Genomic DNA, 21,345 nt, shown 5'->3' on the forward strand with positions numbered 1-21,345 from the left:
CCGACGCAAGGCCATCGTGCGCGGCGGCACGGCCGGATCAAGACACCAGGGACCAGCCGCCCTGATTGATCTTCTTCTTGGCGTACTTCCACTTCATCTCCGTGGTCTCGCCGTTGGCGTTGTTGCGGACGGTGACGTACTCGTTGCGGCCCGGCTCGTCGGCCACGGTCACCGGCTGCTTCTCCTCGACGGTGGGGTCGCGCTCGGCGGCCTCGCCCTCCTGGCCGCCGCCCCCGTCGCCGTCGGCGTCGATGCTGTAGTCGGGCTGGGCGGAGTCGTGCTGGGTCTGGGCGTTGCGCTGGCTGAGGCGGCGGCGCGGGCCCTGGCCCTCCGTCTGCACCTCGTCGTCGACCACCGGCCCGGCGCGGAAGACGAGGGAGACGACCTCCTGGCCAATCTCGGCCATCATGTCGGAGAAGAGGTCGAACGCCTCCATCTTGTACTCCACGACCGGGTCCTTGCGCCCGAACGAGCGGAGGCCGATGCCCTCCTTCAGCTCGTCGAGCTCGCGCAGGTGGTCGGTCCACTTCTCGTCGATCGTCTGGAGCATGGCGGTGCGCTCCAGCGCCTCGTTGATCTCCTCCCCGTTCGTCTCGAGGGCCTCGTCGACGTCCGCCACGGCCCGGATCGCGTCCTGGCCGTCGGTGAAGTCGACGAACACCTGCTCGATCATGTCGTCGCCGCGCTCCTGCTTCAGGTCGCGCAGCGTCTGGTGGAACGGCTGGGCAATGTTGGCGCGCTTCTGCCGGTAGTAGTCGGTCGCCACGTCGTAGACGTGGTCCACGACGCCATCCTCCCCGAGCTGCACGAACTCCTCGCGGTCCATCTCCAGGTCGAAGGCGAGGGTGCGGAGGAGGTCCTCCCGCAGGCCCGCGATGTTGCCCTGCCCGTAGTGCCGCTCCACGAGCGCCTCGATGTACTCGTAGAGCATGTTGAGCACCTGGCCGTGGAACCGCTCGCCGGTAAGGGCCTCGCGGCGGCGCTTGTAGATGACCTCGCGCTGCGAGTTGAGCACGTCGTCGTACTCCAACTGGCGCTTCCGGATGGCGAAGTTGTTCTGCTCCACCTTCGACTGCGCCCGCTTGATGCTCTTGTTGATCCAGGGGTGCGTGATGACCTCGCCCTCCTCGATGCCCATGCTGTCCATGACCTTCGCCACCCGGTCCGAGCCGAAGAGGCGCATCAGGTCGTCCTCGAGGGAGACGTAGAACTGGCTCTCGCCCGGGTCGCCCTGGCGCCCGGCACGGCCGCGCAACTGAAGGTCGATGCGGCGGCTTTCGTGGCGCTCCGAGCCCAGGATCGCCAGCCCGCCGAGCTCGCGCACCTCGTCGGTAATCTGGATGTCGGTCCCGCGCCCCGCCATGTTCGTCGCGATCGTGACGGAGCCCTTCTGCCCGGCCTCGGCCACGATCTGGGCCTCCTCCTTGGCCCGGTCCTGCTTGGCGTTGAGCACGTTGTGGGGAATGCCTTCCCGCTCAAGGGTTCGGCTGATCGTCTCGGACACCTCCACCGAGGCCGAGCCCACGAGCACCGGCTGGCCGCGCTTGTTGTACTCCTTGACCTTCTCGACGATGGCGTTGTACTTCTCCCGCTTCGTCTGGAAGACGAGGTCGTCCTTGTCGTCCCGCCGCACCGGCTCGTGGGTGGGGACGACCACCACGTCCAGGTCGTAGATCTCGTTGAACTCCTCCGCCTCCGTCTCCGCCGTGCCGGTCATGCCGGACAGCTTGTCGTACATGCGGAAGTAGTTCTGGAGCGTGACGGAGGCGTAGGTCTGCGTGGCGTTCTGAATCTCGACCTCCTCCTTCGCCTCCAGCGCCTCGTGGAGGCCCTCCGAGTAGCGGCGCCCCTCCATGACGCGTCCGGTGTGCTCGTCGACGATCTGTACCTTGCCCTCCTGCACGATGTACTCGGTGTCGCGCTCGTACAGGGTGAACGCCTTTAGGAGCTGCTCGATGGCGTGGACGCGCTCGGCCCGCTCCGAATAGGTGTTGTAGATCTCGCGCTTCGTCTCCTGGAGCTCCTTCTCCAGCTCCCGCTTGTCGTTCATGTACTTGTTCTCGCGCTTCTCCTGGGACAGGTCTTCCTCCTGGAGCGCCTCCTCCAGCTCGTCGACCTTCTCCTGGTACTCGTCCTCGACCTCGGCAATCTTGTCGCCGACGACGGGGAGGACGAACAGGTCCTCCGACTCGTCCATGATCTTGGCGATGTACTCCTGGCCCTTCTCCGTCATCTCCACGGTCTGCTTCTTCTCGTCGACCGAGAAGTAGAGCTCCTGGTCGACAAACGGCATGCGCTTGGCGTTCTCCTGCAGGTAGAAGTTCTCGGTCTTCTGCCGCAGGCGCTCCATGCCGGGCTCGTTGAGGAGCTTCTGGAGCTGGCGGTTCTTGGGGTAGCCACGGGAGGCCCGGAAGAGGGACAGGCCTGCCTCGTCCTCCAGCTCCTGGGCGCGTCGCGAGTCGCCTTCTTCCTCGGCCTCTTCTTTCTCCTCCAGCAGCTCGCGCGTCTCCTTCACGAACGACCGCACGAGGCGGCGCTGGGCCTCCACGAGCTGCTCCACCGGGTCGCGCAGCTCCCGGTACTCGTCGTTCTCCTGGTCGGGCACCGGGCCGCTGATGATAAGCGGCGTGCGGGCCTCGTCGATCAGGACCGAGTCGATCTCGTCGATGATGGCGTAGTGGTGGCCCCGCTGCATCAACTGCTCGGGGCGCACGACGAACGAGTTGTCCCGCAGGTAGTCGAAGCCAATCTCGTTGTTGGTGCCGTACGTGATGTCGGCCTCGTACGCCTCCTTGCGGCCCTCCGTGTGCGGGTCGTAGCGGTTGACGCAGTCGACCGTGAGGCCGTGAAACTCGTAGATGGGCCCCATCCACTCGGTGTCCCGTTCGGCGAGGTAGTCGTTGACCGTCACGAGCTGGCAGCCCCGGCCCGTGAGGGCGTTGAGGTAGAGGGGCATCACGGCGGCCAGCGTCTTCCCCTCGCCGGTTTTCATCTCCGCGATGCGGCCCTGGTGGAGCACGATGGCGCCCAGGATCTGCACGTCGTAGGGCACCATGTCCCATTCAATCTTCGAGCCGCCGGCCATCCACGTCTCGCCGAGCATGCGGCGGCACGTCTCCTTCACGACGGCAAACGCCTCGGGGAGCAGCTCCCACAGCGTGTCCTCCACGACGTCCTGCCACTCCTCCTCGAGCTCGTCAAACTCGTCGTACAGGGCGTCCCGCTCGTCGAGGGAGAGGGCCTCGCCCTCCATCTCGGTTACCTGTCCGTCCCCGCCGACGGGGCCCTCCAGGCCGGGGGCTCGCTTCAGCTTCTCCCGAATCTCATTCTGCCGCGCTTCGATGTCGGCCACGGCCTCCCGAATCTCTGCCCGAAACGCGTCGGTCTTGGCGCGGAGCTCGTCGTCCGTGAGGTCCTGAAGCTCCTCGTAATGGTCGTTGATCTCCTCGACGATGGGCCAGAGCTTATTGAGCTCCCGCTCATTCGGGTCGCCGAACAGATTCTTGATCCATTCAAACATATGTGCGAAGAGGGCGCGTGCCTGGGAAGAGAGACGACGAGTCGCATGCTCCAGCGGCGGCGTCCGCCGTATCGACGCCGCCCAAACGAGGGGCGGCGGCGAAATACATCACGGTTGTCACGGAAGGCGCCGGGTTGCGTTCCCGCTCGGCCTGGCACAGGCGTCCGTGGGCTCCGGAGTGGCCTGGGGGGCAGAAGGCCGCTGAGGGGACGCAGCGGGGCCCCGAACCCAACGGGGCCCATGTAGTTTCTGCAAATGCGGGCGGGCAGAGCCCGTCTCTTCGAAGTGGGGGCGGCGCTCGGGCGTCGAGGGGAGCCCGTCCCAATCTCATTTCCTGCATCCACCGGGCCATGCTCGTTGTCAATAGAATTCTGGTGCCCCACGACTTTACGCCCGCCTCGGCCCGGGTGCTGCCCCACGGCCTCGCCCTCGCCGCGAAAATGAAGGCGCGATTTTACGTGCTTCACGTGACCGATCGGTCCGACGCCCCCTACCCGGCCCGGGACCTGCCGGCCGTCCGAGAGACGCTTCAACGGACCGGGGCGGTCTCGGAAGAGGCCCTGCGCGCGGTGCACATCGAGGGCGTGTCCCGCAGCGACGGCGGCGTGGCTGAGACCATCCACCGCTTCGCCGACGAGGAAGAGATCGACCTAATTGCCCTCGGCACGCGGGGCCGCCAGGGGGCCCGCCGGCTTCTGTTGGGGAGCGTGGGCGAGACGGTGATCCGCCGCGCCAAACGCCCGGTGCTCGCCCTGCGTGGAAAGGGGGTTGGCGCTCCGCCCGTGCCCGGAATGCTGGACCGCATCCTCGTGCCCGTGGATTTTTCGGAGAATGCGCGGGAGGCCGCACGGGTGGCGGCGGAGTGGGCCCGCGTCTTCGACGCACAGGTAGACCTCCTGCACGTCGTGACGGGCAGTTCGGCGTCGCCCCCTGAACCGGCGCCGTCCGTTTCGGACGAGGAGCACGTTGGCCCTGAGAAAAAGGCCCGACGGGCACTGGCGACGATGGGCCGCGGGCTGGGGGCCCTGGGCGTTCCGGTGGCGGTGCACGTCCGAACCGGCGCGGCCGCGTCCACGATCGCTGCATTCGCCGAGGCCGAGGAGACGGACGCCATCGTCATGTCGACTCGGGGGCGGACGGGGCTGGAGCGGTTCCTGCTCGGCAGCGTGGCGGAGGCCGTGATCCGGCACGTGCCCTGTCCCGTGCTCACGGTGCGGACGTACGGCCGGTCCATCCGGGCGCTCGCGGACTGAGCGGCCCGGTGCATCGGGGGGCCTATTGAGGGCCGGCGCCGCCTCGCGCCGCCCCCCTCAGTGCGTTTGGCTCTCTATACGTCCAGCTCTTCCAGGTCCTCCGGGTCGCGTTTGAGGAGGCCCTGCTTCTTGTAGTAGATCATCGTCGTGTCCAGGGTGCCGTGGCGCATGCGCTCCTTCACCTCTTCGAGCGGCATGCCGTCGTTGAGCCAGAGGAGGGCGGCCGTGTGGGTGAGGCTGTGCGGCGTGACCCCCTTGCGCTTGATGCCGGCCTCCTTGAGGTAGCCGTTGATGCGGCTTCGCACCGACCGGGTTTGGAGCCGCTTTCCCTTCGACCGGTGGCCGTGCGAGACAAACAGCGGATCCTCGGGGTGCACATCGTCGCGGGTGTCGAGGTACGCCTCCACGGCCTCCAGCACGGGCGGATCGAGCGGCGCCTCCTGGTCCTTGACCTCGCGCCCCTTGCCCTGCACGCGTAGCACCGGGCCCATGAGGGTGTGCTCCAGGTCCTCCACGTCGGCCCGCACGATCTCGATCTCGCTAAGGCCCGCGTAGAGCATGAGCGAGATGATGGCGTGGTCGCGCTTGTCGATCTGGGTCGCGTCGTCCACGACTGCCTCCAGCTTCTCGATGTCGGACTCCGTGAGCACGGAGCGGGAGTGCGTCTCGGGCCGACGGTTGCCCTTCACGCCCGTGGCCGGGTTTTCGGTCAGCTCGCCGACGTCGGTCAGGTACTGGCAGAAGCGCCGCAGGGCCGTCAGGTAGGTGGACACGGAGACCTGGCTCAGGTCGCGGTCCTCCATCAGGTAGCGCTTGTACTCGCGCACCCCGTCCTCGGTGAACCGGAAGGTGTTCTGCTGGACGAACCACTTCTCAAACGAGTTCAGGGAGCGGCGGTACGTGCCCACCGTCTCGTCGCTTTTGTCCTCCAGGTAGTCGTCTTGAAAGGCCTGCAGGTGGTCGCGCAATTCCCGGAGGGAGAGCTCCAGCTCCGGGTCGGGCGAGGACGTGTCGTCGGGCATGGGATGGGGAGCAGAGAGGAAGAGAAACCGTCATCGTTTAATCAACGGCCCACGCTGGACGGTGTCAATAACGGAATCCGACGGGTCCCCTGTCCTGAGGGCCTGCACCGTGTACGAACCTTCTCCCGGGCGCGACCTTCAAGGACCGGCCCCAATTCCCCCGCCCCAAAACCGCCCGCACCGTCCGTCTCGTCCTTCGATGGCTGCCCTTTTTCTCGTCGCGGGAATCGCATTACTGGTGATCGGGGCCGCCGTGGCCTGCCTGCCGATTTTCTTCACCGGACAGGTGGTGGCCCGGTGGGAGGGGGCCTCTTCCTCGGCTATTATTACGGGGCGTACGTGGGGTATCTTTTTCTCGCCGCGACGCAACGCGACGCGCTTCCCACATTCAGCACGGCCATGTGGACAGTTGTCATTCCCCTGACGGTGCTCACCCTGCTCGGGGCGTCCATCCGGGAGTGGTGGGGCGAAGGCCATTAGACGGGCTGCCACGCACGAGAATCCTTCGGGCAGTCCCCCCGTTGACTCCCAAAGATGTTTTGCCTTTGTCAGCCAGTGCCTGCATGTCTTTTGACGACCGCGACCTGGCCTCCTTGTCCCCGGAGCAAAAGGTGGGGCTGCCCCCCGGCTCCGTCGTGTTTGTGGGAGAGGATCGCACCGCGCCCGTCCAGTTTCGGGTTCTGGAATACGGGCCCGACCATCTTGTTGAGACCGACGACGAAGGCCTCGACGAGGTGCTCACGTACCGGGACACGGCGCCGGTCACGTGGATCAACGTCACGGGGGTTCACGACGAGTCCGTAATCCGAACCGTTGGGGACCACTTCCACGTCCACCCGCTCATTCAGGAGGACATCGCCCACACGGGCCAGCGGCCCAAGCTGGACCCCCAGGCCGACTATCTCTACCTCGTCGTCAAGATGCTCTACTTCGACGAGGATCTGGGCGGCGCCCTCCGGGCCGAGCAGGTAAGCTTTCTGGTGGGGGAACGCAATCTCATCTCGTTTCAGGAAGACCCCGGCGACGTGTTCGATCCCGTCCGCAAGCGCATCCGCAACAGGCGGGGGCACATCCGCGACCGGGGCCCGGATTACCTTGCCTACGCCCTCCTCGATGTAATCGTCGACCACTACTTCATGGTGTTGGACGAACTGGGGACCCGCACCGAAGACCTCGAAGACGAGATTATGGGGGCGGACGGTCACGACGTGGAGGACGACATCCACGACCTGCGCCGCGATCTGATCTTCATGCGCCGGATGACGTGGCCGATGCGGGAGCTCCTTCACCAGCTCGAACGACTCGACTCGTCCTTCTGGGCGGATGACAACCGGCCCTACGTGCGCGACACGTACGACCATGTGGTGCAGGTGCTCGACCTCGTGGAGGCGCTCCGCGACACGGCGAGCGGGCTGCACGACCTGCACATGACGTCCATCAGCAACCGCATGAACGAGATCATGAAGGTGCTGACGATCATCGGGACGATCTTCATCCCGCTCACGTTCGTGGCCGGGATCTACGGCATGAATTTCGAATACATGCCCGAGCTGACATGGCAATGGGCCTACCCCGCCGTATGGGGCCTGATGATCGTCACGGCCGGGGCGCTCCTGGTGTACTTCCGGCGCCGCGAATGGATTTGAGGGGACGCTTCACGCCCCTCGTCTCGCCATGCGAACGTCGGGACTGCCCCTCGCGCGACACGGGTCCCCAGAACAACACGTTTTTCCGCACCATCCCTACCTCCCCCCTTCTCCCTGATGCCTTCTTCCGACTCCGCCGACCCGGCCGTCTATCAGCGCGGCGACGCCCTCGACGAGGTTCTGCCGCCCGAGTTGACCGGGAGGGGGCCCTCCGCCGCACGCTCGACGGAGGAGTGGGCCGCAGACGCAGGAATCTACGACCTTTCGGAGCAGGAGTACTGGAACTGGCTTGCGACGCTGATCCAGGAGGGAAGCGAGCTTGATGAGCATCTGGACGACATTCTCGAGGACGTATACGACCTGGAGCCGGCCTTCTACAGCCGGAACGGGCGGCGAGCGCTCCAGGAGCGCCTCCGTCAGCTTCACGAGGTGCGCACCTCCGTACGGGCGTTCGAGCAGGACGTGGAGCAGCTCTCATTCGTCTTCGCGAGGGCCGACACGGTCGAGACCGGTGGGGCAGACAACGCTGAACTCGTCCTGTCGAGCATCAAACGAACGTACGACCGCGCCTACGACCTGTGCCTCTACAAACTGGACCGCATCAGTGACGGCTGGGTCACGGCCACCAACCTCCTGATTAGCCTGACCATCCTCGTCGTCACCATCCTGTTCTGGTTGGAGTTCCGGTAGCGGCGCGGCCCCGACGAGGCGGTTGATCGTGACCATCCGGGCCGGTGATCGGGGAGGGGACCCCTGGATGTTCTCCTCGTGTTGACCCTGGTTTTGAATGGCCGTGGCGCCGAGCGCCGTCTCTTCGAAAGACGGGCGGCCCCTCGCTCATTTTGTTTTGTGACTGGTGACACCCCACGATGTCGTTTGCTGCCGTCTTGAGACACTCTGCCCTGGGATTCGCCGTGCTGCTCGTCGGGCTGTGTGCGGGGGCGCTCCCGGCAGTCGCCCAGTCGCCTGGTGAAGCGGGGGGTACGGTGGGGGCCGGCGATGCCCTCCGCGTGGGCGGCCTCGTGCAGGCGGATGCCTACCTGGGGCGGACCGGCGGCCCCAACGATGGCTTCCGGGCCCGAAGTGCGCGGCTGCGGCTCGGGGGGCAGGCCGAGGGGCTCTCCTACGTCGTACAGACCGACTTCACGTCGTCGAGTCCCCTCCTCGACGCGTACGTGCAGCTCCCCCTTGCCAACCGGGTCCGGCTCCGTGGGGGGCTGTTCAAAACGCCGTATAGCGCCGAATTTCTCACGTCGCGTCCGCGCATTCGATTCGCCGAGCGGGCCCGCGTGGTCAATGCCCTCGCCCCGAACCGACAGGCTGGGGTTCAGCTGTCGGGCGACCTGACGGCGGAGGCGAGGGACGCGCAGGTCACCGCCACCCTGGGGGCCTTCAACGGGACGCGGGGCCTCAGCACGAACGACAACGACCACCTCCTGTACCTGGGGCGACTGATCGGCGCCGTGCCCCTCGGCCCCGGCACGCTCGACGTGGGCGCGAGTGGGGGCTACAGCATCGACGACCAGGCAACCATTCCGAATACCGCGTCCTCGTTTACGGGGACGCGCCTCCTCGTGCAGGCCGACGCCCAGTACGAGACGGAGCGGTGGCTCGTGGCCGGGGCCCTGCACGCGGCCGACCTGGAGCATGACGGGCCCACCGTCCCCGAAACAGAGGCCCAGTCGCCCGTCGGCTACTACGCGACGGCCGGGCTGAACGTCGACGACCGGCATCAGGTGCTCGCGCGGCTGGAGGGCTACGACCCCGACACGCCCGGTTCGTCCCCCGACGACCAGCTCGTCCTGGGATACAACTACGACGCCTCGTCGGTCTTGCGGGTGGTGGTCAACTACAAGGCGTCGACCAAGGACGTGGCCGACGGCTTCTTCACGGGGCGACTGCAGGTGGCCTTTTAGGAGACACGAATCCGAACGCCCCGTACCCATCAGTTATTTTTGCGGAGCGGGCGCGAATGTATTCGGGGGGCGTCCCCGTCGTGTTTGCTATTTGCTAGAAGCGGTGGGCCAGGCCGAGGCCGGCGAAGAACGCGCCCCGGTTCTCGTCGACCTGAAGCCCGGTATTCACGTCCAGCTGCGTGTTCGGGCTCGACAGGAGGGTGAGGCCCGCCTCCACGTAGTTCCGATTGAGGCCGGTGGTGTAGAACCCGGCGTAGCCGACGTACGCGCCCACACGGTCGGTAACGCCGAAGCTCAGCGTCGGGATGAAGAGGTATGAGGGGTCCGCGTCGCCGCCGTACGGAACGGAGGTCCCGGCATTTGCCGAGAGGCCGAGGCCCTCCCCGAGGGCGCCGTTGAAGGCGAGCGCCAGGGTTTGGGACACGCGCTCGTTCTCGAAGGCGCCCGTTCCGGTCGGGAGGGCCCAGGTGCTGACCACGCTGAGTGTGGACAGGGACGACTGGGCGAGGCGGAGCTTGCCGCCGACGCTCGTGCCGGTGTACTCGGTGTCGGGGGCGTCGAGGGCGAAGGAGCCGACACCGCCCCGAAGTTCGAGGAAGTCGGCCACGCCGTAGCGGAGCAGGAGCTGCCCGAGCTCGGCGTTCGTGCCGAAGTCGTCGTTGGCCGCGGCGGCCCCGAGTTCAGCCTGAACGGTGCCGGGCGCGACCGTCGCCGGGCCGTCCCCAAACCCGGGACGATCCGCAGAGATCTGTCCCGTCGCGGACGAGGGGGCCAGCAATACAACGGCGAACGGGAGGACAAGAGCGAGGGCAAGGCGGGTCGAAGAGAGGTTCATGCGTCGGAAAGAGGCGTTTACGAGAGGGAATGAGGGAGAGACGAGTGAGGGCCGAAGGGGCTAGGTCGGTTCCGGGTTCGGGGCGGAGGGGAACGGATCGTCCGTTTCGCCCGCCTGCTGCACCGGAAACGGCGTCGTCTCGCTGCCGGTGTAGAGGGTCCGGTGGGGGAAGGGAATTTCGATATCGTGCTCGTCGAAGGCTTCCTTAATTTCCACGGGAATGCTGTTGCGGAGGTCGAGGAAGTGTTCGGTCTTGGCCCACACCGAGAACTGGTGATTGATGGACGAGTCCCCGTAGCCCTGAAAAATGATAAGAGGGGTCGGTTCTTCGAGGCACAGGGGGTTGCGGTCCGCCACCTCCATCAGCACCTCGCGCACCTCCCGCAGGTCTTCTTTGTAGGCCACCCCCACCTGCAGGTCAATCCGCCGGATGGGAAACCGGCGCAGGTTGGTCACCTCCGACTTGATCATCGTCTCGTTCGGAATGCGGACGAACAGGTTGTCGAAGGTGCGGAGCTTGACCGAGAGCAGGTCGACCGAAAGCACCTCGCCGGTGGTGCCGTTCACGCGGATCACGTCGCCGACGGCGAAGGGCCGCTCGCCCAGCAGGAAGAGGCCACTGATGACGTTGGAGGCCGAGGTTTGGGAGGCAAACCCGATCGCGACGGTCAGGATGCCGGCCGCCCCGAGCAGCACGCTCAGGTCGAACCCAAGCTCCATGAGGGCCGAGGCCGTGAACAGCCCGGCGATGCCGTAGAGCGCGCCCCGCCGGAGGATCATGGCTCGTTGCGCGTCGTCCTCTGCAAACAGCCGGGCCAGTCCGTTTCCGGCCAGGCGGCCGAGCGCAAGGCCGACGAGGATTTTTAGCAGGGCCTTGAGCGCGCTTACGGCCTGCGGGCTCGTCAGGTAGTCGACGGCAAGGGTCCACCACTGCTCCATGAGACGGTTCGGTTGGAAAAGAGAACGTTGCGGGGAGGCGCTACGGGGCGAAGAGCGTGCTCACGGCGCTGAACGTGCTCGTGAAGAGGCTCTTCTTGGTCGTCTCGCGGGGCTCTTGGAGACGCTCGGCCGCCTTCGCGTCGGCCGGGGGGCCGCTTCGGACCTGCACGTCGGCCCCCTCCCGGCCGGCCGAGTGCGTCATCGTCACGGCCTGGGTCCAGAGCCGACCGCCGGAGGCCGTGTACAGGGCCAGGTGCTGGGTCGGCAGTTGGACCCGCTCCAGGGCCAGCGGGTCCGCAGCGGTGTTTCGGATCCGGAGCGGCGTCACGGCCCGGTGGTCGCGGCGCGGAAGGGCGTCGAGGCGGAGCCGGCCGGCGGTGCGGGTGGCGTAGCAGAGTTCCCCGTCGACGGTGGAGGGGCCGAACCACGTGTCGGACATGCGGAACGACGGCACCTCCTGCAGTTTCCGCTCCGAGTCCGGAAGCGTGATCTGAATCCAGAGGGCCGTGCTCAGGTAGAGCGTCACCGATTCCTCCGGGGGCACGTACAGCGGATGCTCCGGCCGCGAGACGACCGGCCGGTCGGCCAGGGCCGGCCGCAGCGCAATGCGCGGCTCGGTGTCGCCGAAGCTGTAGCGGCTGGTGTGAACGGCCGGATCGTCCGTGTCGAGAACAGGCGCCATGTCCGCCTCCGAGAGGGGCATCGTGACGTCGCTTCGGTTGGACAGGGGATCTGCGGCCCCGGCGTCGGGGGACGGCCGATGAACGATCCGCCACTCGCGGTCCGTGCGGTAGAGCCAGAGCGTCGACGGGCCGACGGCCCACCGGCCGCCGGTCCGCACGTCGAGGGAGACCGTGCCCCACCACGGCGTCGGGTCCCCGTTGGGCGTGGAGGGCTCCATGGTCCGGCTGAGGAATTGGAAGAAGAGGGCGAGGGGGGAACCGCTCGAAAATAAAGCGCAATCTCGGCAATCGCCATCCAAGCAATCGCCATCCAAAAATAAAGGCAGAGGTGTCCGTGGGCAACCGGAAGAGACCGCGTGTGCGGGGCACCCGTACGATGCCCCCGAGCCGGTCGAGTGCACGCCCCGACATTTTCATAAGATCGGAAGGATTTCGGGCGGCGCGGCCCTGGTGGTTGTGTCTCCGAGGCCGGCTCTTCACCATGTGCGTACCCATTCCTCGTCCTTCGCCTCGCTCCCGCCTCTCCACCCGTGGCTTCGCTTCTTTTGGCCCAGACGGCGCCCGTCTTTACCCTCGACATGTTCGTCGTGTTGGGGCTCATCGCCGTCGTGCTTGTCCTGTTCATCACGGAGGTCATCCCGATCGACATGACCGCTCTTGGGGTCATCGTGGCGGTTGTGCTGCTGGAGCCGTGGACGGGCGTGGGGCCGACGGACGGCGTGGCGGGCTTCGCGAGCCCGGCCACCATCACGGTGCTGGCGATGTTCGTGCTCAGTGAGGGCGTCCGGCGGACCGGGGTGCTTCGGCGGATCGGAAATTGGATCGTGGACTGGGCGAAGGGAAGCTTCTACAAGCAGTACGGGGCGCTGGTGGGGCTCTCCGGCACCACGGCGGGCGTCATCAACAACACCCCCGTGGTGGCGATGATGATTCCGATGGCGATCAACATTGCACGCAAGACGAAGATGTCGCCGTCGAAGCTGCTGATGCCGATTTCGTTCGCGTCGATGCTGGGGGGGATGCTTACGGTGATTGGGACCTCCACCTCCATCCTGGCGAGCGACGTGAGCGCGCGCTTGATCGGGCATCCGTTTTCGATGTTCGAGTTTACGGCGCTGGGGGCGCTCGTGCTGACGACGGGCGTCGTGTACCTGATGGCGGTGGGGCACCGGCTGCTGCCGGAGCGCATCAAGCCGGAGGAAGACCTGACCGACGAGTTTGAGATGAGCGGCTACCTGACGGAGGTCGTGGTGACCGAGGCCTCGCCCCTCGTCGGGGTGGCGGTGCGGCAGGCGCTGACCGCGCTGGACCTGGACATCGATGTCATGCAGATGCGCCGCGACGGGGAGGCGTTCGCCGCTCCGCTCGGGCCCAAGCAGTTTCGCGCGGGCGACGTGCTTCTGCTGCGAACGAGCCGCGATTCGCTAATGGAGCTGATGCAAACCCAGAAGCTGGAGCCGGTGGTGCACACGAAGATCACGCAGGATGACGTCGAGATCGAGCGGGAGAAGGAGGTGCTTACGGAGGTGGTGCTGCTGTCGGACAATCCGCTCCTCGGGGAGACGCTGCGGTCGATCCGGTTTGCGCAGCAGTACGACGCGTTGGTGCTCGCGATTCGGCGGCACGGGAAGCTGCTCTACGACGAGATCGACGCGATGCCGCTGCGCGGGGGCGACACGCTGCTGGTCCAGGCGTCGGCCCCCGCCGTTGAACAATTCGAGCGGAACCGGACCTTCGTGGTCGTGCAGGACGACGAGGAGACGTCCTTTCGGAGCGAAAAGCTCCCGCTTGCCCTCAGCATTGTGGGAGGGGTGGTCGGGCTTGCGGCGCTGGAGGTGATGCCGATCCTCGTTTCGGCCCTGGGCGGGGTCGTGGCCATGGTGGCCACCGGCTGCGTGCGGCCCACCGAGGTGTATGAGGCGGTGGACTGGAGTGTGATCGTGCTCCTGGCGGGCCTCATTCCGCTGGGGATGGCCATGGAGCGGTCCGGCACCGCGGCGTACCTGGCCCACGGGGTGACGGCGGTGTCGGAGGGGATCCCCGCCGTCGCGCTCCTGCTCGTCTTCTACGTCTTCACCAGCCTCGTCACCCAACTCATCAGCAACAATGCCAGCGTCATCCTGATGATTCCGATGGCCGTGGAGGCGGCCCAGCTGACGGGGGCGGATCCCTTTTCGTTCGTGCTCGCGGTCACCTTCGCCGCGAGCGGGGCCCTGCTCACCCCGATCGGGTACCAGACGAACCTGATGGTGTACGGGCCGGGCGGGTACCGCTTTACCGACTTCCTACGGATGGGGGCGCCGCTGCAGGTGCTGCTCGCCCTCGTCACGTGCGGGGGCATCTGGCTGCTGTGGGGCGTGTAGGGGCGGGGCCGACCTTCCGTCTCCCGCACCGCCGCTCCCACTCGATGTGGGGCCCATCCGACAATGGGGCCGGCGTCCTCGCGCGGCGGGCGCCCCAGGTCCGATTCCGTCGGAGGCGCAGCCCGGGCCCCTCTTGGTCCTCTTTGGGACGGCGGGCTACAGGGACGGGGCCACGCGACCGATCTGAGTGGGGGGCGTTGGGATTAGAACAGGTCCGCGTCCGCGGAAAAGGACTCCAGCTCCGTCACCACGCGCTGCAGGAAGCTGGACCCCATGGCGCCGTCGATAATGCGGTGGTCGTAGCTGAGGGAAAGGTACATCATGTGGCGCACGGAGATGGCGTCGCCGAGGCCGTCGTTTTCCACGACGACCGGCCGCTTCTGAATGGCCCCGGTGGCGAGGATGCCCACTTGCGGCTGGTTGATGATGGGCGTGCCCATCAGGGAGCCGAGCGAGCCGATGTTGGTGACCGTGAAGGTGCCGCCCTGCAGCTCATCGGGCTGGAGCTCCTTGTTGCGGGCCCGTTCGGCCACGTTCGCCGCCTTGCGGGCCAGCCCCGACACGTTGTAGTCCCCCGCGTTGCGAATGACCGGGGCGAGGAGGCCCTTGTTGCCGATGGCCACGGCGATGCCGACGTGGAAGTCGTGCTTGATGACAATCTTGTCGCCCTCCACGCTCGCGTTGAGCAGGGGATGTTCGCGGAGCGCCTCCACCGCGGCCTTCACGAAGAAGGGCGTGTACGTCAGCTTCACGCCCTCGCGCTCCCGAAAGGCCTCCTTGTTGGCCTCCCGGAGCTGAACCAGGCCCGTCACGTCGGCCTCGGCGAAGGAGGTGACGTGAGCGGACGTGGCTTTCGACCGCACCATGTGCTCGGCGGTCATCTTGCGCATCCGGTCCATGGGCTGCACCTCGATGCGGTCGCCGTACTGCTGGCGCAGCTCCTCGTCGCTCGGGCCCTCGTCGACCGTGTAGTCGCCGCGGGCGGGGGGGGCCTCGTCCGAACGACCGGGGCGCGGCGGCCGCTCGGGGGCGGATGCAGGGGCCGCGGGGGCCTCCTCGCGTTCGTCGAGGTAGGCGAGCACGTCCTCCTTCGTCACGCGACCGCCCCGGCCGGAGCCCTCAAGCGACTCCAGCTCGCTCATGCGAAGCCCTTCCTCCTTCGCGATCGAGCGCACGAGGGGCGAGTAGAAGCGCCCGTCGTCGCCGCGGCGCGTAATCGTCTCCTCGGGGGCGCGCTGCGGCTCGTCGGCGTCGGGCACCGCCCCGTCGCCGGAGGGGGGCGTGGAGGGCAGCTCCGCCTCGTCGGCCTCGGGGGCCGTCTCCTGCGTGGTGTCGGGCTCGTCGGACGCGGGGGGCTCCACCGATCCGGCCTCCGCCTCCGAGGCCAAGAGGGCCACGACCGTGCCGACCTCGACGGTTTCGCCCTCCTCGACGAGCTTCTCGGTAAGCACGCCCTCGGCGGGGGAGGGCACCTCCGTGTCCACCTTGTCGGTGCCAATCTCCAGAATGGTCTCGTCGATGGCGACCGCCTCGCCGATGTCCTTGTACCAGGCGACGACGGTGCCCTCGGTAATGCTCTCGCCCATCTTGGGCATCACGACCTCCACCTCGTCGCCGGAGGGGGCCGGAGACGCAGCTTCTTCTGAATCCGTCTCTGGGGGCGTCGCCTCCGCCTCATCCTCGGCGTCCGCGTCCGGAGCGGCCTCTTTCGCCTCGTCCGCGGCCGCTTCGTCGTCGGACGGCGCCTCGGCGGGGGGCTCGTCGTCGGCGTCCACCTCCGCGGCTGCTGTGTCGGTGTCTAGCGTTGCGATGATGGTTCCCACCTCCACCGTGTCGCCCTCCTCGACGAGCGTCTCCGTGAGCACGCCGCCCTTGGGGGAGGGCACTTCCGTATCGACCTTGTCGGTCCCGATTTCGAGCAGAATCTCGTCCTGCTCCACCTCGTCGCCGGGCTGCTTGTGCCAGGCAATGACGGTGCCTTCGGTAATGCTCTCGCCCATCTTGGGCATTTCAACGTCAACTTGTGCCATGATTTCGGTCGTGTGCCGTGCAGTGAGAATGCGTGGTGGCGATCCGGGGAGACGCCGTGTGGAAGGACTTCCAATGTAGGGAATGACGCCCACGAATCAAATAGTGGGACGGTTCTGGCGCATGTGGAAAATCGGAGGGTGCGGCAAGAAACGATGGCAAAAAACGGAAGAATCAGTGCTGGCGGTTGCGTTCTTCGTCGCCAGCAAAGATCCTAAAGAACCTTCGCACAGCGCAGCATTGCTAACGTCTTTGAGCCGCGGACACTGCGCTTCCGCGCCTGTCACGGGGCTTCTAATCCAGAAGCCCGTCTTTCCGTCTCGTTCGAGAACCGATCACAGTCTCTCTTCTGTCGTGAAGCAGTTTGTCGTCGCCAACGCCCCGCTCGTTGCGGGCATTGCCTCGCTCCTTGCGCTCGCCTTCGCCTTTTACCTCGTCCGGTACATCCTACGCCAGGATGCCGGCAACGAGCGCGTGCAGGAATTGTCCCGGGACATTCAGGCCGGGGCGAAAACGTTCATGACCCGTGAGTTCCGGTACCTGGCCATCTTCGCCGTCGTCGTGGCGGTGGTGTTGTACTCCATGCCGGAGACCGGGCTCCCGACGACGGTTGGGTTTCTCGTCGGGACGGTGGCCTCGGGGCTGGCCGGATGGATCGGCATGTGGATCGCGACCAAGTCCAACGGGCGCACGGCCCACGCCGCGCAGACCAGCTTCGCCAAGGCGCTGAACATTGCCTACTCGGGCGGCTCCACGATGGGCTTCTCGGTGGTGGGGCTCGGGCTTCTGGGCCTGGCCGTCATCTACGCCCTGTTTCCGGAGCACAGTCACGCCTGGCTCGGCTACGCCTTCGGGTCCTCCTGCGTGGCGCTGTTTCTGCGGGTGGGCGGCGGCATCTACACCAAGTCCGCCGACGTGGGGGCCGACGTGGTGGGGAAGGTGGAGGCTGGCATTCCGGAAGACGACCCCCGCAACCCCGGCGTCATCGCCGACAACGTGGGCGACAATGTGGGCGACGTGGCCGGGATGGGCTCGGACCTCTACGAGTCGTACGTCTCGGCGGTTGCGGCGACCATGTTCCTCGGCGCGGAGGTGGACTTCGCGGCGGCCTTCCCGAACCTCGGGTTCGAGGACCTGGGGCTCATGATTGCCTTTCTCTTTGGGGTGCTCGGCATCGTGTCGTCCATCATCGGGTACTTCTTCGTGAACGCGGGGGAGGGGACCGACGTCTCCTACGAGCAGCAGGCGGCCAACGCCCGGTCGGCGCTGAACCGGGGCACCACGGTCGCCAACGTGCTGACGAGCCTCCTCGCCCTGGGGCTCATCTTCTGGCTCGTGCCGGCCGGGGAGTCGGCCGCGGCGGTGATCGACGACGCAGCGGCCTCGATGGACGTGCGCTGGGCCCTCTTCCTGACCATCCTGTCCGGCCTCATCACGGGCGTCGTAATCGGGAAGGCGACCGAGTACTACACCTCCGAGTACGCGCCGGTAAAGCAGATTGCGGAGTCGGCCGAGACAGGGGCCGCGACGACCATCATTGAGGGGCTCGGCACTGGCATGTTGAGCACGGTAGTGCCCGCCCTGGCGGTGTCCGTCGCGACACTTCTGGCGTACTACCTGGGCGGCCTCTTCGGCATCGCGCTGGCTGCGCTCGGCATGCTGCTCACGCTCGGCGTGGTGCTGTCGACCGACGCCTACGGGCCGATCACCGACAACGCGCAGGGCATCTCCGAGATGGCCAACCTCGGTCAGGACGTGCGGGAGCGCTGTGAGGCGCTCGACTCGGCCGGCAACACGACCGCCGCGATCGGGAAGGGCTTCGCCATCGGCTCCGCGGCGCTGGCGGCGCTCGCGTGGCTGGCCACCTACTTCTCGGAGGCGGCGGCGCAGAACCTGCTGTCGCTGGAGGCGGGCGTCAACCTCATGAACCCCGCCGTCCTGGTGGGCCTGCTGCTGGGCGCCATGCTGACGTTCTACCTCTCCTCGGTCGGCATCCACGCCATTAGCCGCGGCGGGGCGGCCGTCGTCAACGAGGTGCGGCGCCAGTTCGACGAGATCGACGGCGTGCGCAGCGGGGACACGAAGCCGGACTACGCCCGGTGCGTGGACATCACGACGGGCGCGGCGCTGCGCGAGATGATGCTGCCCGGTGTCGTGGTGCTGGTGGCGCCGGTCGTGGTGGGCGCCCTGCCGGGCCTCGGGGTCGAGGCGCTGGCGGGCCTGCTCGCCGGCGTGCTGATGAGCGGCTTCCTGACGGCCATCTTCATGTCCAACGCCGGGGGCGCCTGGGACAACGCCAAGAAGTACATCGAGTCCGGCGTGCACGGCGGCAAGGGCAGCGAGGCGCACAAGGCCTCCGTGGTGGGCGACACCGTGGGCGACCCGCTGAAGGACACGGCAGGGCCCTCGCTCAACGTCCTCATCAAGCTGATGGGGAAGGTGGCGGTCATCTTCCTGCCCCTCTTCGCCTACCTGCTGGGCTAGCGCGCCCTCACATTCTGTGTCTTCCTGTCCCCCCGGCCGGGCGCCCCGGTCGGGGGTTTTGTTTTGAGGCCCACGCCAGCGGAGGCGCGTCAGTTGAAGCGATTCATCGCCGCGTCTATGTCGTCCCGGGCCATCGTGAGGACGGCGTCCTCGGCGTCCTCGCGGGCCGACCGGGCCGCCGGCCGCTGCTCGTCGGTGAAGGGGGAGAGGACGTAGTCGGACTGGCGTCCCTCGGGAAAGTCGTTGCCGATGCCGACGCGGAGGCGGGAGAATTCGGTGGTGCCGAGCCGCTGGGCCACGTGGGCGAGGCCGTTGTGCCCGCCGCTGCTGCCCGTGGGGCGGAGCCGGATGGTGCCGACGGGAAGGTGCAGGTCGTCGACGATGACGAGCAGCCGGTCGATCGGAAGGTCGTAGTGGGCCCGAAGGCCCGCGACGGCGTCGCCGCTCCGGTTCATGTAGGTGAGCGGCACGGCCAGCCCGATTTTCTGATCGACGTACCGTCCCCAGCCGACGAGCGCGTCGGACTGGTGCTGGAGCGAGATGTCGAGGCGCCCGGAGAGCCCGTCGATGACCTGATGGCCGACGTTGTGGCGCGTGTCTTCGTACTCGGCGCCCGGGTTGCCGAGGCCAATGGCGAGCAGGGAGGGGGTGGACATGCGGTCTCAGGGAGTGGGGGGAGAAATAGAAAAGGGCGACCGGGGTCGGCCGCCCTTCTGGGGGTCAAATGGAGGGGCGTCGGCGCGCGGCCGACTGTGCTTACTGATACTCCTCGTCCGCGCCGCCCTCGCCGGCTGCCTCTTCGCCCTCGGCGGGCTCGCCTTCTTCCGTGTCGACGGCCTCGCCCTCTTCGGCAATCTCCTCCTCTGTGAGCTCCTCCTCTTCTTCTTCAGCCTCGGTCGTGGGTGCGGTCTCGATCTGCGGCGCCACGACCGTGACGAGCGTCTGGTCCCTCGACGTTTTGATCTCGTAGTCGGTCTCGAGGTCGTAGACGTGCAACGAGTCGCCGATGACGAGCTCGCCGATGTCGACCTCGATCTGGGCGGGAATGTTCTCGGGCAGCACCGAGATCGTGAGCTCACGGGCGATCTGCTGCGTGTCGCCGCCGTTCTGCTGGCCCACCGGAATCCCGGTGTAGTTCAGCGGCACCGTCAGCGTAACCTCGTCGCCCTCTTCGAGCGCCTGGAAGTCGGCGTGCAGGGGCCGGTCCGTGAGTGGGTGCAGGTCGTAGTCCTTCAGGATGCAGTTCCACGTGTCCCCGTTCATCTCAACCTCAGCCACCGGGGCCGAGCGCCGATAGATCAGCTTGTTGAGGGCGGCGATCGGAATCTGCAGCGGCGTCGACTCCACGGTGCGCCCGTACAGCACGCACGGAACGCGATCGTTGTTGCGGATTTCGCGGGCGGCCTTCGAGCCGGTCTCGCGCGGCTGGGCTTCGATGACGGGGGCGTCCATGACGGGAAGACGGTCCGGTGAAAAGGGTGACAGCAACCGGGGCAGATGACCGGTCACCTCTCTATGCAGAATGCATGCTAAGTCCACCCCTCCGTTTGGTTCCAGGGGGGCGGGACCGATTCAAGCAAAATAGACGCCGACGGGCTGGTGGGGCCCATCCGGGCCGCCCGGACGCCTCGCCCCAACGCCTCCTGGTTCCTGCCGCACGGGACAGCGGCCCCCGCTAGTCGGTGAAGAGCGTGGAGACCGACCGGTCGGTGTAAATGTGGCGGATGGCCTTGGCGAACAGGTTCGACACGCTGACCACCTCGATGCAGTCGGACGGGCGCTTGAGGGGCACCGTGTCGGTGATCATGAGTCGCTCAAGGGGGGAGTTCTCGATGCGGTCGTAGGCCGGGCCGGAGAGGAGGCCGTGCGTGCAGGCCGCCATGATTTTCAGGGCGCCGTGGTCCTTGAGTGCCTTCGCGGCGCGGGTTAGGGTGCCGGCCGTATCGACGATGTCGTCGATGATGAGGACATCCTTCCCCTCCACGTCCCCGATCACGTTCATCACCCGTGCTTCGTTTTGACGGGGGCGGCGCTTGTCGATGAGGGCCAGGTCCACGCCCAGGCGCTGGGCGTAGGCGCGGGCCATCTTGAGGCCGCCCACGTCCGGGGCCAGCACGACGAAGTCGTCGAGGTCGAACTGGCGAACGTGGTCGGTCAGGACGGTGGAGCCGTACAGGTGGTCCACCGGGACGTCGAAAAAGCCCTGGATCTGGGCGGCGTGAAGCTCCATGGTCAGGATGCGGTCCACGCCGGCGGAGGTGAGCATGTTGGCCATGAGCTTCGCCGCGATGGAGACGCGCGGCTGGTCCTTGCGCTCCTGTCGGGCGTAGCCGAAGTAGGGGATCACGGCCGTTACGCGTTCGGCCGAGGCCCGCTTGGCGGCGTCGATCAGGAGGAGCAGCTCCATCCAGTTGTCCGCCTTCGGATGGGTGCTCTGAATGATAAACAGGTCCGCTCCCCGAATGGACTCCTCGAACCGCACGTAGATCTCGCCGTCCGCAAAGTCGCGGATGCTGAGGTCCCCGAGGGTCGTGCCGTAGGCCTCGGCAATCTTGTTGGCGAGGGCCGGGTTGGAGCGGCCCCCGAAGATGGCGACGCGGTGTTCATTGCTCGACGCACGCATGAGTGGGCGGGGCACCGGGGCGGCAGCGGTCAG

At 66.9% G+C, this 21,345-nt stretch carries 16 protein-coding genes; 7 read left to right on the plus strand and 9 right to left on the minus strand.

The window, feature by feature from the left end:
* Positions 1-37: 37 nt before the first annotated feature.
* Complete coding sequence (gene secA, locus SRU_RS04230) at positions 38-3,520, minus strand: preprotein translocase subunit SecA (RefSeq protein ID WP_011403566.1); 3,483 nt, start codon at positions 3,518-3,520, stop codon at positions 38-40.
* Positions 3,521-3,870: 350 nt separating this feature from the next.
* On the opposite strand from secA, the gene SRU_RS04235 reads away from it, so the two are divergent.
* On the plus strand, positions 3,871-4,773 hold the full coding sequence (locus SRU_RS04235) for a universal stress protein (protein WP_237701932.1): 903 nt from the start codon (positions 3,871-3,873) through the stop codon (positions 4,771-4,773).
* Positions 4,774-4,847: 74 nt separating this feature from the next.
* Here SRU_RS04235 and SRU_RS04240 read toward each other — a convergent pair whose 3' ends face one another.
* Positions 4,848-5,795: a tyrosine-type recombinase/integrase gene (locus SRU_RS04240; protein WP_013061396.1), complete on the minus strand. Its 948-nt coding sequence runs from the start codon at positions 5,793-5,795 to the stop codon at positions 4,848-4,850.
* A 297-nt stretch (positions 5,796-6,092) separates the two neighbouring features.
* Between SRU_RS04240 and SRU_RS04245 the strand changes: the two genes are divergently transcribed.
* From SRU_RS04245 to SRU_RS04260, 4 genes are all read left to right on the plus strand, one after another.
* Complete coding sequence (locus SRU_RS04245) at positions 6,093-6,275, plus strand: hypothetical protein (RefSeq protein ID WP_193345380.1); 183 nt, start codon at positions 6,093-6,095, stop codon at positions 6,273-6,275.
* A gap of 83 nt (positions 6,276-6,358) precedes the next feature.
* Positions 6,359-7,441, plus strand: coding sequence for a magnesium/cobalt transporter CorA (corA, locus tag SRU_RS04250; RefSeq protein ID WP_164923513.1), 1,083 nt, complete (start codon positions 6,359-6,361; stop codon positions 7,439-7,441).
* Between the two features lie 117 nt (positions 7,442-7,558).
* Positions 7,559-8,131, plus strand: coding sequence for a hypothetical protein (locus SRU_RS04255; protein ID WP_011403570.1), 573 nt, complete (start codon positions 7,559-7,561; stop codon positions 8,129-8,131).
* 179 nt (positions 8,132-8,310) lie between these two features.
* Positions 8,311-9,357 carry a porin gene (locus SRU_RS04260; RefSeq protein ID WP_011403571.1) on the plus strand — a complete coding sequence of 349 codons (1,047 nt, stop codon included), beginning with the start codon at positions 8,311-8,313 and terminating at the stop codon, positions 9,355-9,357.
* 94 nt (positions 9,358-9,451) lie between these two features.
* Here SRU_RS04260 and SRU_RS04265 read toward each other — a convergent pair whose 3' ends face one another.
* The 3 genes from SRU_RS04265 to SRU_RS04275 are packed head-to-tail and all read right to left on the minus strand — an operon-like array spanning position 9,452 to position 12,032.
* Positions 9,452-10,192 (minus strand): transporter, encoded by a 741-nt coding sequence (locus SRU_RS04265; RefSeq protein WP_011403572.1) that lies wholly within the window; start codon positions 10,190-10,192, stop codon positions 9,452-9,454.
* Between the two features lie 60 nt (positions 10,193-10,252).
* The gene (locus SRU_RS04270) at positions 10,253-11,131 is read right to left on the minus strand and encodes a mechanosensitive ion channel family protein (protein ID WP_011403573.1); all 879 of its coding nucleotides are present in this window, start codon (positions 11,129-11,131) and stop codon (positions 10,253-10,255) included.
* Positions 11,132-11,171: 40 nt separating this feature from the next.
* On the minus strand, positions 11,172-12,032 hold the full coding sequence (locus tag SRU_RS04275; RefSeq protein WP_164923514.1) for a hypothetical protein: 861 nt from the start codon (positions 12,030-12,032) through the stop codon (positions 11,172-11,174).
* Between the two features lie 360 nt (positions 12,033-12,392).
* Between SRU_RS04275 and SRU_RS04280 the strand changes: the two genes are divergently transcribed.
* A complete protein-coding gene (locus tag SRU_RS04280) occupies positions 12,393-14,177 on the plus strand; it encodes an SLC13 family permease (RefSeq protein WP_164923727.1) in 1,785 nt (594 codons plus the stop codon).
* Between the two features lie 203 nt (positions 14,178-14,380).
* Here the strand turns inward: SRU_RS04280 and sucB are convergent, their stop codons facing one another.
* Complete coding sequence (gene sucB / locus SRU_RS04285; protein ID WP_118830348.1) at positions 14,381-16,207, minus strand: 2-oxoglutarate dehydrogenase, E2 component, dihydrolipoamide succinyltransferase; 1,827 nt, start codon at positions 16,205-16,207, stop codon at positions 14,381-14,383.
* A gap of 82 nt (positions 16,208-16,289) precedes the next feature.
* Between sucB and SRU_RS04290 the strand changes: the two genes are divergently transcribed.
* Positions 16,290-18,689, plus strand: a complete 2,400-nt coding sequence (locus SRU_RS04290) for a sodium-translocating pyrophosphatase (RefSeq protein ID WP_011403577.1) — start codon at positions 16,290-16,292, stop codon at positions 18,687-18,689.
* An 89-nt stretch (positions 18,690-18,778) separates the two neighbouring features.
* On the opposite strand, the gene pth is transcribed toward SRU_RS04290, so the two are convergent.
* The 3 genes from pth to SRU_RS04305 all read right to left on the minus strand — a co-directional run bounded on the left by pth (position 18,779) and on the right by SRU_RS04305 (position 21,312).
* Complete coding sequence (gene pth / locus SRU_RS04295) at positions 18,779-19,345, minus strand: aminoacyl-tRNA hydrolase (protein WP_011403578.1); 567 nt, start codon at positions 19,343-19,345, stop codon at positions 18,779-18,781.
* A gap of 100 nt (positions 19,346-19,445) precedes the next feature.
* A complete protein-coding gene (locus tag SRU_RS04300; protein ID WP_043552063.1) occupies positions 19,446-20,141 on the minus strand; it encodes a 50S ribosomal protein L25 in 696 nt (231 codons plus the stop codon).
* 223 nt (positions 20,142-20,364) lie between these two features.
* Positions 20,365-21,312 (minus strand): ribose-phosphate diphosphokinase, encoded by a 948-nt coding sequence (locus tag SRU_RS04305; protein WP_043553077.1) that lies wholly within the window; start codon positions 21,310-21,312, stop codon positions 20,365-20,367.
* Positions 21,313-21,345 lie beyond the last annotated feature (33 nt).

The organism is Salinibacter ruber DSM 13855, from assembly GCF_000013045.1.
Lineage (GTDB): Bacteria > Bacteroidota > Rhodothermia > Rhodothermales > Salinibacteraceae > Salinibacter > Salinibacter ruber.